The organism is Enterococcus infantis, from assembly GCF_049166715.1.
GTDB lineage: Bacteria > Bacillota > Bacilli > Lactobacillales > Enterococcaceae > Enterococcus_C > Enterococcus_C leclercqii.
Genome location: NZ_JBMHFB010000008.1, coordinates 1 through 15,297, shown reverse-complemented (window position 1 = coordinate 15,297; position 15,297 = coordinate 1). Strand labels below are relative to the sequence as shown.

The 15,297-nt window shown below is 43.7% G+C and carries 12 protein-coding genes; 11 read left to right on the top strand and 1 reads right to left on the bottom strand.

The annotated features are described in order from the left end of the window. The first annotated feature begins 1 nt into the window (after window position 1). The 9 genes from ACOMA8_RS10335 to ACOMA8_RS10295 all read left to right on the top strand — a co-directional run bounded on the left by ACOMA8_RS10335 (window position 2) and on the right by ACOMA8_RS10295 (window position 11,783). A complete protein-coding gene (locus ACOMA8_RS10335) occupies window positions 2-511 on the top strand; it encodes a shikimate kinase (protein ID WP_421370556.1) in 510 nt (169 codons plus the stop codon). Then, entirely contained in the window at window positions 508-1,359 is an 852-nt protein-coding gene (pheA, locus tag ACOMA8_RS10330; RefSeq protein ID WP_421370553.1) for a prephenate dehydratase, read from the top strand. Before ACOMA8_RS10335 ends, pheA begins: the two co-directional genes overlap by 4 nt. A gap of 311 nt (window positions 1,360-1,670) precedes the next feature. Continuing rightward, on the top strand, window positions 1,671-2,807 hold the full coding sequence (locus ACOMA8_RS10325) for an LCP family protein (RefSeq protein ID WP_421370551.1): 1,137 nt from the start codon (window positions 1,671-1,673) through the stop codon (window positions 2,805-2,807). Window positions 2,808-3,155: 348 nt separating this feature from the next. Beyond that, a complete protein-coding gene (locus tag ACOMA8_RS10320; protein ID WP_421370549.1) occupies window positions 3,156-4,004 on the top strand; it encodes a DegV family protein in 849 nt (282 codons plus the stop codon). A gap of 211 nt (window positions 4,005-4,215) precedes the next feature. Beyond that, window positions 4,216-4,695: a DUF6530 family protein gene (locus ACOMA8_RS10315; protein WP_161899813.1), complete on the top strand. Its 480-nt coding sequence runs from the start codon at window positions 4,216-4,218 to the stop codon at window positions 4,693-4,695. A 91-nt stretch (window positions 4,696-4,786) separates the two neighbouring features. Further along, entirely contained in the window at window positions 4,787-7,063 is a 2,277-nt protein-coding gene (locus ACOMA8_RS10310) for an AAA family ATPase (RefSeq protein ID WP_421370546.1), read from the top strand. A gap of 276 nt (window positions 7,064-7,339) precedes the next feature. Beyond that, window positions 7,340-9,082, top strand: a complete 1,743-nt coding sequence (locus tag ACOMA8_RS10305; protein WP_161899815.1) for an ABC transporter ATP-binding protein — start codon at window positions 7,340-7,342, stop codon at window positions 9,080-9,082. Next, window positions 9,069-10,952 carry an ABC transporter ATP-binding protein gene (locus ACOMA8_RS10300; RefSeq protein WP_421370542.1) on the top strand — a complete coding sequence of 628 codons (1,884 nt, stop codon included), beginning with the start codon at window positions 9,069-9,071 and terminating at the stop codon, window positions 10,950-10,952. Before ACOMA8_RS10305 ends, ACOMA8_RS10300 begins: the two co-directional genes overlap by 14 nt. Before the next feature lie 180 nt (window positions 10,953-11,132). Continuing rightward, a complete protein-coding gene (locus ACOMA8_RS10295; protein ID WP_421370540.1) occupies window positions 11,133-11,783 on the top strand; it encodes a hypothetical protein in 651 nt (216 codons plus the stop codon). Between the two features lie 53 nt (window positions 11,784-11,836). Here the strand turns inward: ACOMA8_RS10295 and ACOMA8_RS10290 are convergent, their stop codons facing one another. Next, complete coding sequence (locus ACOMA8_RS10290) at window positions 11,837-13,135, bottom strand: MFS transporter (protein ID WP_421370538.1); 1,299 nt, start codon at window positions 13,133-13,135, stop codon at window positions 11,837-11,839. Between the two features lie 161 nt (window positions 13,136-13,296). Between ACOMA8_RS10290 and ACOMA8_RS10285 the strand changes: the two genes are divergently transcribed. Together ACOMA8_RS10285 and abc-f are read left to right on the top strand one after the other, a co-directional pair. Continuing rightward, complete coding sequence (locus tag ACOMA8_RS10285) at window positions 13,297-13,440, top strand: hypothetical protein (RefSeq protein ID WP_202622190.1); 144 nt, start codon at window positions 13,297-13,299, stop codon at window positions 13,438-13,440. 200 nt (window positions 13,441-13,640) lie between these two features. Further along, window positions 13,641-15,212: a ribosomal protection-like ABC-F family protein gene (gene abc-f, locus ACOMA8_RS10280; RefSeq protein WP_421370536.1), complete on the top strand. Its 1,572-nt coding sequence runs from the start codon at window positions 13,641-13,643 to the stop codon at window positions 15,210-15,212. Window positions 15,213-15,297: the final 85 nt, after the last annotated feature.

Here is a 15,297-nt window from a genome sequence, read left to right as displayed (position 1 = left end):
GATGGCCGGCATTTTGCTAATCGGTTTCATGGGCGCCGGGAAAAGTACCATTGGAAGACAGCTGGCAGCAGAATTGGCGCGCCCGTTTATTGATTTGGATCAAATGATTGAAAGTGAAATTGGTATGTCGATTCCGGCCTATTTCAAAACGGCGGGGGAGGCGGCCTTTCGAAAAGCTGAAACTCAGGCGCTGGCAAAGGCGTTGACTGGTAATGAGGTAGTTGCTTGCGGTGGCGGAATCGTCTTGAAAGAACAAAATCGCAGTTTGTTAAAAAAGCATCCCACAGTTATCTACTTAAAAGCAGATCCGGATCAGCTGTACCAACGAATTGTGCAAGATCAAATCAACAAACGGCCCTTAGCTGATGATAAGACTGCCTCAGAGGTTCGGGAAATTTTGCAACCCCGGCTGCCCTTGTATGAAGAAGCCGCAGTGATTCAAGTAGACACTACTGGAAAAGAACCTGTTGCCATCGTAACGGAAATTGTGGAAAGGTTGGCGAAGCAATGAAAATTGGTTATTTGGGCCCGAAAAGTTCCTTCACCCATCAAGCTGCTCAGAAAATTGCACTTGATGCAGAACTAATTGCTTTTCCTTCAATTCCCAAGTGTCTTTTAGCAGCAGAACAACAGCTGGTAGATTTTGCAGTCGTTCCGGTTGAGAATTCTTTGGAAGGATCCGTTCATGCAACCATCGACCACCTTTTTCATAAATGCGGACTAACGGTGGTGCAAGAAATCATTCTGCCCATTAAGCAGCAGCTATTAATTGCCCCCACCACGCCAATCGATGCTCTCACCAAGATTATGAGTCATCCGCAGGCACTGGCTCAATGCCAAGATTACCTGGAAAGCCAGTTTCCGGATGTCTTGCTAGAAGCAGTTGCTTCAACAACCTATGCTGCCGAGTATGTCAGCCAGCACCCTCATGAAAAAATTGCCGCAATCGCTTCAATGCAGGCTGCCCAGCAATATGCATTGACAGTTGCCGCAACTGCTATTCAAGACAACGACTTCAATCAGACCCGATTTTGGCTGGTTGCGTCACAAAAAAATGATAGCAGTCAAAAGATTCAGCCCTCTTCAGCCGATAAAATGACCATCCTATTAACCTTGCCCTCCAATCAGCCAGGCGCTTTACACAAAGCACTGGCAGCATTTGGCTGGCGGAACATCGGTTTGTCAAAAATCGAATCCCGGCCATTGAAAACTAGCTTAGGAGAGTATTTTTTCGTGGTGGATCTGGTTTGTGAACAATCCGAGCGCTTAATAAAAAATGCACTAGAAGAGATCCAGCTGCTTGGCGTTGTAGTTCGTAATCTGGGGGCTTACCCGGTACGTACGATTCCAGAGGAGTGACATCGATGAAAAGCACGTTTGTGATACTTCTTTTTTAAACGCAGTTGAATAATCCACCGACTTACTCTTTGCAGATTTCACCTCAAAGTCCCTTACTTTCTACAAAGAATAAGTCGTTTTTTGTAATTAAACGTGCGGACCTTTTCGCGCCTCGGTTGTAAGGTAAGGCCTCATTTTCCAAAAAAATGACAGGTCCTGACAAGAGTGTTCGTTGCAGTGTTTCCTAAAAAAGGGTAAAATTTTGCGAGACAACAGATTTTCCTAAAGCAGTAGGGTATCCTGTTGTTAAACAAAGACAAGGAGTGGAAGATTTGGACAGCCGTAAAGACCGCAATAAAAAACTTTACGAGGAGCTGGAGGACGGCAAGAAAGGCAAGCTGTTTGCCAGAAGACCTTTGGATGAAGAGCCTCGCCAATCCAATCAATATTTGGGATCAGATGACTATGATCCTACGAACTATCAAGACGACCGACATGCTGGCAGCGGTGGTCGACCACCCCGAGGCCCACAAGACAGAAAGCAACCAGCAAACAAGAAGCCAAAAAAGAAGCGCAAAAGACACCCTGTTCGCCGCTTTTTGCTTAGCCTGATAGTCATTCTATTGGTTTATAGTATCGGCTCGTTTTATGCTGGCAAAACTTTTTCTCAGCAGGGAGAATTTTTGTCCAAGCAGGAGAAGATTACCTTTAACGGCTTTAAAAACAGCAATGGTTCAAGTAATATCCTATTGATTGGCAGCGACAGCCGCGACGGAGAAGCCGCCCGTGCAGATACGATCATGGTGCTTCAATTGGATGGGCCAGCGAAAAAGCCAAAACTGGTTTCTTTTATGCGAGATACCCTGGTAGACATTCCCGGTGTCGGACAAACCAAACTGAATGCCTCTTATGCCTATGGCGGAGCGGAACTGGTACGAAAGACGTTGAATCAGAATTTTGGAGTTGATTGTCGCTATTATACGATTGTTGACTTTCAATCCTTCGAGCAGGTTATCGATACGCTGTTTCCAAGCGGTGTACAAATCGATGCTGAAAAAGATATGAGTGCTTACATTGACGTAGCTATCAAAGCCGGTCCCAAAAAAATGGATGGGCATACTCTTTTACAATACGCTCGCTTTCGGATGGACGAAGAAGGGGATTTTGGTCGCGTGCGACGGCAACAACAAGTCATGAATGCAGTCTTCAGCGGGATGAAAAATCCCCTCACATTAATGAAACTCCCTTATGCTGCTGGTCAAGTCATGGGAGAAGCCGCAACGGATCTGCCTATGAGTTACCTCGTGAAAAATACGATTTCCATCGCCAAGGGAGCAGGTGGAATTGACCGCTTGTCTGTTCCAATTGCAGACTCCTGGACTTACGGATACGATGCCAATGGCGGCAGTGTTTTAGTTGTTGATCAGGAGAAAAATCAAAAAGCGATTCAGACGTTTTGGGAAAAATAATTAAATCGGTAGTCCATTTCAAAAAGGTCACGCTCTTGTTGGTGGCCTTTTTGAATTGATAAAAATCAAAGAGATTGGCTGACTTTCTGCCTTTAAACAGTACTTAAAGAAAATAAAACCTCCACAACTTTACGATTTCTTAGTGAAGCGGCTACAGTTATTTTAGTTTTTGCTTTGAGTCGCTGTTGATTTCCTGGAGAGGGGATCTGCGGACAGTTGTGTTTTTAAATATGCGCTGTTTGGATATATTCATCATTCGGTATTTATGCTATATTTATATTAGTGTATTTTTTTGTAGTTTAGCTAAGCAGTTTTTTGCATTTATTTTGTTTTGAAATGAGGATAATTATGAAACTCGCAGTTGTGACAGACAGCACGGCAATCTTGCCGGAAACTGTCGTGAACCATCCTGATTTGTATGTCGTTGCAATCCCAGTGATCATCGATGGCAAGTTATATAACGAAGGAATCGACATCGAAGCCGATGAATATTATGACCTGCTGAACAGCAGCAAAGAATTTCCCACAACTTCCCAGCCGGCGATTGGTGAAGTGATGGCTTTATATGAACGCCTAAAAAAAGCCGGCTATGATACTATTTTGAGTATTCATCTTTCTGGGGGAATCTCGGGTTTTGTCAATACTTTGGCTGGAATCAAAGATGAGTTTTCTGATTTAGAAGTTGTTCCCTTTGATTCTGAAATTACCTCGATGCCAATGGGAAATATGGTAGAGGCAGCTTTGACTATGAAAGATGCAGGTGCTGATCTGAGAGCAATTTTGGAGCACCTTCGTATGATTCGTGACAATACCTATGCCTATCTCATTGTCGATGATCTGAATAACTTGGTTCGAGGCGGTCGTTTGACAAATGGGGCTGCCCTGATTGGCGGGTTACTGAAAATCAAGCCAATTTTGACTTTTGATAAAGGTAAAATCGTTTTATCAGAAAAGATTCGTTCCTCGAAAAAAGCCTTTAATCGTGCTGAAGATCTGATTGGACAACGAGCGAAGGAAATTGCTCGTCCGGTACATTTTTACGTGATCCATGCGAATAATATATCGGCAGCCCAAGAAGAAAAAGAAAAGCTGCAGGCAAAATATCCTGATGCAGAAATCACTATCGGTCATTTTGGACCTGTGATTGGTACCCACTTGGGTGAAAAAGCCATTGGCATCGCCTGTTCCGCTATTTAAGACAGAGACAAAGCTGATCTGAAATGGTCGGCTTTTTTCTATACCCGAAACCTGTTTTACATCCGCTGCACCGAGCATAAGACGAAAAGACCTTTAAAAATTTCAACTGATTACCAGCGGATTGGTTAAGAAGTAAGACCAATCGTTTGATGCAACCAATGACCACCGTTATAATTTAGTAAACTACTAATTTACTAAAGGACTGATTTAAATGAAAATACCTACCACTTTGAAGCATAAACCCGTAATCGTAGTCGAGAATTATGATCGTATCGATGGACACAACGCATTTGAAAGCGAAGCAAAAGGATTATCTTTAGGCTTGGCACAATGGAACGATCGGGGCAAGGTCGATATTTCTGGAAAAGTTTGGCGGTACACTGGTGAAAAATGGTCTCGCCAATCCGAAGAAATGCCTTTGACGCGAATTTTGGACATGGCCATTTTAGTGGCGCGGACAAATCTCTATTTTCAAGAAGCCTATCGCTATGAAAAATTCTATGATCCGGAAAACCCTGTCATTGATATTCTGGGGTTACAGGGCAATCGAATGACAGTAGAGGTAGATACCGACAACCCCAAGATTGACGAAGATATCCTGATGTTTCATGATGCTCTTCAAAAAGACGGTGAATTGCTAGGAGAACGTTTCCGTACCTTAAAACGTCTGTTGGAAGAAGCTGGCTATTGACAAGCAGACGCAGACAAAATTTACACACCAATTGCCGACACACACCTGAAACAAAAGAAAATAACAGAGGCAAGGACAAGGAGCAATCATTATGCAGACACCCTATTCCGTAACTGAAGGCCGGCCTTTCACCAAAGTCGAAAAGATGATGATTTGGCAAAAACCCGCCAGTCATCAAACCGGCGAGATTGAGCTGCGCTTAGCTTCCGAGATAAAAAATAATTGGAATGATCCAGAGCTGAAACTCTTCAATGTCTTACTGGAAGGCGATGCCGGTTCTGGTAAAACAGAGATGGCCAAGGCGCTTTCTTACCACTTACAACTACCCTATACCAAAGTCACCTGTTTTGCTGATATGGACAAATCTGATGTTTTTGGTGCCTTATTACCAGTGGTGGCCGTTGATGAGGAAGAGGACAGTGAGTTGCTGGAAGCCATCTATCAAACGGACTCATTACAGGCTGTTCTAGAGCTGATCCAGCGACACTTTTCGATTTCGGCAGAAGTTGCCAAAGAAAAATTGGCGCAACTGGTAAATCGAATAGAAGAGACAGCTGCGACAACGCCTGTCCAGTATAAATTTTATCCATCAGAGATTGTGCGAGCATTAGAAAAAGGCTACCTGCTGGAGATTCAAGAACCCACCGTTATCAGGGATGCTTCTGTCTTAGTCGCTTTGAATTCCGCACTAGAAGCAAATGGTATGCTGAATATTCCCACTGGGATCATTCGCAGACATTCCGACTGTGTGATTGTAGTCACCGCTAATCGCAATTATCAAGGCAATCGGCCATTGAACGAATCTCTTCGTGACCGGATGCAACATGCAGAGAAAATGGATTTACCACCTCTTGAGGTCATGGTAGAGCGGGGGAGAGTCAAAACCGGCTGTCAAGAGCTTGAAGCGATGACTGTAATGGCTCGAATCATTCGTTTATTAGAAGAAACGGCTAAAGCAAATGCAATCAAAGGTGTTGCTGGCATGCGTTCGTATTTTTACTGGGTGAACACGCTAAAGCAAGGACAACCTCCTCAAGAATCTATTTATCCCAAAGTTCTATACAAACTTACAACGGATCCTGACGAGCTGAAGATTCTAGAACAAGTATTAGAAACGAGTGGCTTGCTGTCAGAACTGATTGCGATTGTCTCAGGTCGACAACTGCGGGCATTTCGCGACCAACAAGCCGGTCGGCGTCTTTCCAAAGAAGAAGCCGCAGCTAGAAACATCACAGAAGAGGCTGAAAATGGAACCTTGATTGCAGCTGATCCTGGAATTGAAGAAACAGCAGAAACAGGTAAAGCAGAGGGGGATACTGCCCAAAAGAGCCCCCAAGACAATGAAGCTGCAGCGTCTTTACCGGAGATTTCCTCTGAGAAAGCGACTGACACTGTCAGCCAAGCTGATGTAGGGATGACAGATCCTGACCAAGAGGATACGATTCGCACCGGAGCAACTGCTCAAACAGAAGCGGATCTTGCCCAGCAAGAAAAACTCTTAAAAAAGCGGCTGAATCAAGAGGCACGTAAACTCTTCAAAAATACTATTCACGCCAAAGAAGGCCTCTTGATTCATCGACCACAATTGACCCATCTTGAACGTGAAGAAGGCCGTCTTTTGACTCGCGCTGTTCGACCTCAAGTTGAGACTGTAGTTAAACGACTAAAAGAGATTCTGGAAAATCAACAAAGTGACATTTATGGGAAAGGCAAGTTCACTGGGACGCGTTTTGATGCCAGCCGGGTAGCTTACGGAGATTACCGAACTTTCGAGAAAAAGACACCCCCGCAAGACTCCCCTTCACTTGCTATCGCGTTACGCGTCGACGAATCCGGTTCCATGGTGCGTGACGGTCGGATTGCCGCCGCTCGTTTGGCAGCAGTTGCTGTTGCCGAGTTTGCTGCTGAGCTGGATTTGCCACTGATGATTTATGGCGATACGGCAGATCTTTCGCAGCGAGAAAAAACTTCAATTTATTCATACAAAGAGTTCGGCGATAGTTTTACCGATTTACCTGCAAAATTAGCAGGAATGAAGCCTCGCCAAAACAATCGTGATGGCGTACCATTGCGCTTACTCAGTGAGGCACTGGTCAAAGAAACGGCGACGACCAAACTGCTTATCTCAATTTCTGATGGTCAGCCGAAAGCCTTACCGGATTATACCGGTGAGAAGGCGAAAGAAGACATTCAGGGGGTCATTCACGACTACGAGCGTCAAGGGATTATCTACCTTGCAGCTGCTATCGGGGAAGACCAGGAAACGATTCGCAATATTTATGGAGAAAACCGTTTTTTGGATATCAGCGATTTGAAAAAATTTCCAGAAGAGCTTGTGAAACTTTTGGCGCGCTACTTGGATAATTAATTTTTAAACTATGAGAAGAATATAAAAATATTATGTAAACTCGTGTTCGAAAATAATCAAAATCTAGTCTTGCAAATGTTTTTTTATTCAGCTACAGTTAATAGTAGACACGGTTGTAAAGAGACTCGGGACGTTTTTAGTCGCCGCGTCTCTTTCTTGTTGAATCAGAGGAGTTGCTACTAGTCGTCTGAAAAGCAAGCCGGGTTTTCGTGTGCTTTTCTGTACGAAAGGTATTCATGTCTTTATACATTTGTTTTTTCAGAAAGGAAGGACGCTATGCTAAAAACACTCTTAGCCAATGTGGGGCAGTATAAAAAAGATTCCATTCTGACCCCTATCTATGTGGCAGGGGAAGTGGTGATGGACGTCGTGATGCCTTTAATCATGGCTGCCATGATTGACCAAGGAATCGAAAAGGGCAACAGCAGCGCAATCTTAAAATACGGTGGCTTGTTATTTCTTTGCGGTCTTTTCGCATTGGTTTGCGGAACCATGGGCGCCAGAACAGCTGCAACTGCTTCAGCCGGCTTTGCCCGTAACTTACGTCGCAATATCTTTGACCGTATCCAAAACTTCTCCTTTGCCAATATTGACCGCTTTTCAACAGCTGGCTTGATCACACGAATGACCACTGACGTCACCAACGTGCAAAATGCGTATCAGATGATCATTCGAATGTTGGTCCGCAGTCCGTTGATCTTAATCTTTTCATTGACGATGGTTTCCATCATTAATGCCCAAATGGTGTTGATTTATTTGGCAGTCGTGCCGTTTTTAGCTATCGGGCTGGCCATTGTCATCCATTTTGCCCACCCATTGTTTATCAAAGTTTTTCATACTTATGACCACTTGAACAACGTGGTTCAGGAAAATCTACAAGGGATTCGTGTCGTGAAATCTTTTGTTCGAGAAAAGCAGCAAGAAAAAGTCTTTGGCGAGGTTTCTGAGAAAGTCTACAAAAATTTCACGTTAGCTCAACGAATCGTTGCTTTTAATATGCCGCTGCTACAATTTTCCGTTTATACCTGTATGCTGCTGTTGTCTTGGCTGGGGGCACAGTTCATCGTAGACAAAGGAACATTGACAACCGGTGAACTGGTTAGTATGTTCAATTATACGATGCAGATCCTGATGAGTTTGATGATGATCTCGATGGCGTTTGTTCAGATTTTGATTGCACGCACTTCAGCTGACCGAATCGTTGAAGTGCTTGATGAAAAAAGCAGCATCACCAATAAACCTGAGCCGCTTAAAGAAATTGCCGATGGCAGCATTCAGTTCAAAGATGTCTGCTTTAGCTATGCTGATGATATGAACAAATTGGCATTGATTGATGTCGATTTACAAATCAATGCCGGTGAGGTCGTTGGGATTATCGGGGGCACTGGTAGCTCAAAATCCACACTAGTTCAATTGATTCCCCGACTTTATGATGTTACTCAGGGCGCGGTGCTGGTAGGGGGCCACGATGTGCGGGATTACGACATGGTCACACTCAGAGACCAAGTGTCGATGGTCCTGCAAAACAACGTTCTTTTCTCCGGTACTATTAAAGACAATCTTAAATGGGGAAATGAAAACGCCACTGATGAAGAAATTATCGCCGCTGCTAAAATCGCACAAGCAGATCCTTTTATTCAGGAATTTCCGGATAAATACGATACGATGATTGCGCAAGGAGGCACCAATGTCTCTGGCGGACAAAAACAACGTCTGACCATTGCTCGTGCCCTTTTGAAAAAGCCTAAGATTCTGATCTTAGATGACTCCACCAGTGCTGTTGATACCAAAACCGACCGCGAAATTCAAGCAGGATTGAAAGAAGCGATCCCTGGTACGACTACCATCATCATTGCCCAACGAATCACATCAATTCAAGATGCTGATCGAATCATCGTGATGGATGACGGCCGCATTGACGGAATCGGTACGCACGAAGAACTTTTGGCGACAAATAAAATTTATCAAGAAGTAAGTGACTCTCAAGAGAAAGGATTTGGGGAACATGTTGACGAATAATCAAAAAAGACCGGCTTCTTCGCCGATTAAGACCCTAAAACGTCTCTTGGGGATCATGTTCGGTGATTATAAATTACAGTTGATCATCGTACTGGTGATGATCTTGCTTTCGGCATTTGCCAATGTCCGTGGCGCACTGTTTTTGCAAACAGTTATTGACCAATATATCACACCACTAATTGGCACGAGTAACCCAAACTTTTCTGGATTGTTAAAAGCAATCATGCAGATGGCCTTGATTTACGTGATTGGCGTACTGGCAGGTTTGACTTACAATTTCATGATGGTTCGTATCAGTGAAGGAACGCAAAAGAAAATCCGCGATCAGATGTTCACGCATATGGAGTCACTGCCAATCCGTTACTTTGATCAAAACTCTCATGGGGATATCATGAGTCACTTCACCAATGATACCGACACTCTACGGCAAATGATTTCCCAAAGTATTCCTAACCTGATGATGGCGATGGTAACCTTTGTCTCAGTTTTTATTGCCATGTTCACCCTCAGTATTCCTTTAACCTTATTTGTAATTGTTTCCGTCTTTTTGATGTTGAATGTCGTCCGTTTCATTTCCAAACGCAGTGGTCGCTTTTTTGGGGCCCAACAGCGGGATCTAGGCGCAGTAAACGGCTATATTGAAGAAATGATGCACGGGCAAAAAGTCGTTAAGGTTTTCAATCACGAAAAGCAGGCGATGGCAGATTTTGACGAACTAAATGATGCCTTGCAATCTAGTGCCACTCAAGCCAATGTAAACGCCAATCAGCTGATGCCGATTATGATGAACCTGTTGAATGTGCAATACATCCTCGTTGCTATCATTGGTGGGATGTTTGCAATCAACGGAATCAGTGGGCTAACTGTGGGGATGATTGCTTCATTTCTACAGCTAAGCCGCTCTTTAAACGGTCCTATCAGCCAAATTTCTCAACAGATTAATTTCGTCATTATGGCGTTGGCAGGTGCTGACCGAATCTTTGGTTTGCTAGATGAAAAATCAGAGGATGACGAGGGCTACGTGACTCTAGTCAATGCCCAAGAAGTCAAGGGTGTCATTACAGAGGCAAAAGAACGAACAGGCATGTGGGCTTGGAAACATCCTCACAAGGACGGCTCGGTTACTTATACGAAGCTGACCGGTGACGTTGTCTTTGAAGATGTGGACTTTGGCTATGTTCCTAGCAACATTGTTCTTCATGACATCAATATCTATGCCAATCCTGGCCAGAAAGTCGCGTTTGTAGGGGCTACTGGTGCCGGCAAGACCACCATCACCAATTTGATCAATCGCTTTTACGATATTCAAGAGGGAAAGATTCGCTATGATGGTATCAATATCAAGAAAATCAAAAAAGATTCCCTGAGACGTTCATTAGGAATCGTGCTGCAAGATACCCACTTATTTACAGGAACCATTCGTGACAATATTCGTTTTGGTAAACTGACCGCCACTGATGAGGAAGTGGAGGCGGCAGCCAAGTTGGCCAATGCGGATACGTTTATCCACCATCTCCCGGACGGCTACGAAACGGTTATCACCGGAGATGGAGAGGGGATTTCCCAAGGACAGCGACAGCTTTTGGCAATCGCACGAGCAGCTATTGCTGATCCGCCCGTAATGATTTTAGATGAAGCGACCTCCAGTATCGATACCCGAACCGAGCGAATCGTTCAGGAAGGGATGGATAAATTGATGAAAGGACGGACTGTTTTTGTAATTGCGCACCGATTGTCCACCATTCAAAACTCCGATGTCATCATGGTCTTAGATCACGGTCGAATCATCGAGCGCGGGGACCATGAGTCGCTCCTTGCTGAAAAAGGTCTTTATTACCAGCTGTATACTGGAAAAGTTGAATTGGATTAATGTTTTTCAAAAAAAAATGCCCTCCATTATCAGGAGAGCGGTTTTTTTATTAATCACTACTGTTTCTAAAATATCGAAGGCCCTGTTCAACTATCATCTAAAAAATTGACTTTCATTTTTACGGAGCGCTGAGCTATAATAGAACTCCAAGCAATCAAACCTATACTAGGAGGCGTTCTTTTGAAGCGAGTGATTTCAGCTTTCTTTGTACTTGTCGACTCTTTTCGCCGCTTCTGGAAGAAACGTGTTCAATGGAGACATTATCTGGTACAAACCAGTCTATTGGCATTACTTTTTTTCAGTGCGCGTGTGACATTTTTCTTCAATAACTGGCGCCAATTGGAAAATACCCTCAGCTTATTTGCAGCCACTCATCAGTTCTCGCCTTTTTCTCTTTTGATAGATCTCTTAGGTGGTGGTGCTTTTGTCTTATCCTTGACACTAGTCATAGTCATCTGGTTCTTTTGTATCAGCGAATATCGTCGAATGCATCCTCCACGTATCCAAGAAGCGGTAATTACCACGAAGGAGTTCGGTCAACAACGTCTGGCTCTTTTTAGTGATTTATTGGCAGAAGTCTGGTGGTTTTTAGGATTAGGCGCGATAGCGCATCTCCTAAGTACCGAAATCACCGCAAGTTTTTTAAAAGACTTCCACCGTTTTGCTTCTTGGAAGGATGCGGTTGCGACATTTTACTTCAATGATCAAGGAGATCTTTGGTTTTGCTTGATTATGGCTACGATCGTCTTTTTCTTTTTATTCTTCACTGAATCTCGTAGGATACGACTTAATAATCAGTTAAAGAAAGAACATCTTGTTTCCATAAAATAGACACCGCTACACTTCTTGCTGTCAACAAGAGAGGTGTAGCGGTGTCTATTTAATTACTGTGGGTCAGACAAATCTTCCACTTTTTCAGTGGCTAGTTTCTTTTGCAATTGAATATCATAGTCTCTGGCTGCAGAAATCAAGATATTTAAAATGCCACAGACCACTGTGCCGACACCGGCGATAATAAAAAGTTTTTCTACACCGATTTTATCAGCTAACGGTCCTGCAAAAATCAAACCGACAGGGCCAGTAATACTCATCAGCGAATTCAGAACACCTAATACTCGTCCAAGATATACCGGCTCATAGCTTTGCTGAATCATTGCCATCAGCAAAGTATTGAAAAATGGTGTTGCAAGACCGGCAATTGCATTGAGAAGAACAAACCAGATAAAACCAGTTTGATTTCCTGGTAAAATACCACTTAATGCAAAGGCGCCGCCGATAATAAAGTAAGCGATCAGCACCGGAATCATCCGATTTTTCCATTTTCCAAAAACGCCAATGATCAGACCACCAGCCAACATACCGACTGAATAAATAACCTCAATCAAGCCCGCCTGTCCCACGGTTCCTTGAAAGTAGTCCATCGTCATTAACGGATACATACTGACGGCCGGCATGAAAATCAAGGTGAAGGCCGCACCAAGTAAAGTAATGTACCAAAGGCCTTTGTTTTTGACCAATAGAGAAAAGCCCATTTTGGTGTCCGTCAGCACATGGACTACTTCGCCCTGTGCTTGGGTCTTAGGAATGCGAACAAACAAAAGCAAGCCCACACCGAAGACTGCCCCTAATACATCCAATAAGATCAGAAAGTTCATAGGTACAACTGCAAATAAAAAAGCGCCTAGTGCAGGTGCAATAATCATATTCGCTGACTGCACCATTCCCAGCTGCCCATTTACTCTGGTTAATTCCTTCTGGGGAACCATCTGAGGCAAAATCGACTGAATAGTCGGCATTTGAAAGGTTTGTGCGACAGAGCGCATAAACAAAGAGACAAAGACCAACCACAAGGGAAAGTGCTCAGATACTGTCCCTACAATCGACAGCACCAAAGCGAACAGGGCCACGATGATATCGGTAAAGATCAATAGCTTTTTCTTGTCCAGCCGATCTACAAATGGGCCGACAAAGGGACTCAACAATACCATCGGCAGCATGCCTAAAAGTGTAGCCAAACTCAAAACAGTGGCGGAACCAGTTTCCCGCGTCAAATACCAAATAATAGCGTATTGAACCACCATACTGGTAATTCCTGAAAGAAACTGTCCCGACAAAAACAAACCAATATTCTTTTTCCAGCCTGTTAAATCAAACTGTGGGCCCAAAGAGTGTTCTGCTTTCATAAAACCTCCTGAAAATAACTTTTTTTACGTGAGATACGTTCATTTTACCTTACTTTCTAAATAGAAAATACTAGAATATTGGTAATTTCTTGGTTTTTCTAATTTTCCATGCTATCATAATTTTGTATAAGAAAATTTTGTCACAAAAGGAGGGAACTGTCATGTCGTGTATGTCAAAAATAACAGCTGACAATGAGCGTCAACTGTTGCACATCAGTTTTTGTCATACGATTACTTTCAAATTGGCAACAAAGGGCGAAGTTTACCCAAAAACAGCTAAATTTGAAGTGAATCAGCGAACTTGACCGGTTTCCCAAGTAATTGAAACAGTTTAACATAACACGGCCATGCTTTTTTATGGCCGTGTTTTTTTGTTACGTTGCTGAACTGCCTGGCTGATAGATTCTGTCAGTCAGTAACAGCTGCTACTAAAAAAGCAGAAAGCCGGTCTCTAGTGATAACTTCAATCAAAATGTAGCGCTGAAAAAAGACAAGGAGACTGAACATGTTAATTCAAGCAAATAATATTACCAAAAATTACGGCACACTTCCGCTATTTCAAGGACTCTCTCTGACACTGGCTCCTGGTGACAAGATTGGATTGGTAGGGGCAAACGGCTGTGGGAAAACCACACTCCTACAGATATTAACCGATGAAGAGGGGCTCACCGAGGGCATCGTTTCTCGGCAAAAAGGCTTGACTATCGGTTATATTCCACAAAAGTTGCCTCGTTCCCCTGAGACCCTGCGTAATTACCTGCTAGACAGTTTTCAAAATATTAAAGACTTACGAGCTGATTTGCAGCGGGTGGAAAAGCAAATGGCTGCGCCAGATGCCAATTATGAGCGTCTGTTGCTGCGCTATGGGCAATTACAGGAAACATACGAAGAAGCCGGCGGATATAGCCTTGAGGACCGAGTGATTGGCACGTTAAAAGGACTAGGCCTTGGCGATAAAACCGAAACCCCTTTACAAGAGCTAAGTGGCGGACAACGGGTTCGAGTGGAATTGGCTCGTGTGCTAATTGAAGAAGCGGATGTTCTATTGTTGGATGAGCCTACCAATCATTTGGACTCTACAGGCATTCAATGGCTGGAAAGTTGGTTGTTTCACACCAAGCAGACCTTTTTAGTGATCAGTCATGACCGGCAGTTCTTAGACAATGTGGTCACAGGGATTGCTGAGATTGAAGAAGGAAAACTAATCCGTTATCCCGGAAACTACGCGAAATTTGCTTCCTTAAAAAAGGAACGACTAAAAGCGCTGCAAAAAAGTTTCCAACTTCAGCAAAAGGAAATCAGACGCTTAGAAGCGATGATTCGCCGTTATCGGCAATGGGCCAATGAAGCAGACAACGAGGACTTCTACCGTAAAGCCAAAGAACTGGAAAGGCGGGTAGAAAAACTGCGAGCCACCTTGAGTAGACCCCCACAAGAACCCCAAAAGCGCCTACAGGAAATTTCCCAGGCAGGCCGCTCTGGAAAAGAAGTTCTGGTAGCCACCGATATCGGAAAGCTAGTGGGGGAACAACTCTTATTTTCTGACAGCAGCTTTGTCTTTTATCGTCAAGAAAAAATTGCACTTATGGGAGACAATGGCAGCGGAAAAAGTACCTTAATTCGCTGCTTACTGGGTGAACTCCCTTTAGATGAAGGTCAGATTCGCATTGGCAACAGTGTAAAAATTGGCTATCTGCCTCAGCAACTCCACTTTGATGATCCCCAATTACGGCTAGTCGACCACGTAAAAAGGCAGATTACAGACGAACAAAAGGCGCGGCAAGTATTGGCTCACTTTGGCTTTTATGCAGATGATGTCACCAAGCGTATCAAGGACCTTTCCGGTGGCGAACAGATGCGCCTGTATCTCTTAGGATTGCTGCAGCAGAAAATCAACTTTCTGATTCTCGATGAGCCGACGAATCATCTGGATATCTATGGCAAAGAAGAGCTGGAGGAAATATTGGAGGAGTACAAAGAAAGCCTGCTAGTGGTTTCTCACGATCGCTATTTTCTCAACAAGATTGCTACTTCCGGCAAGTTACTCATCCAAGACGGCAGGATCACGAAGAAGTAGCATTTATCCCAGATAAAAATCAGCATTCAAAAAAGAACCCTCTGCCAGAAATCATTTTAGAAAAGCAGCTTTTCAGCTGTTTTTT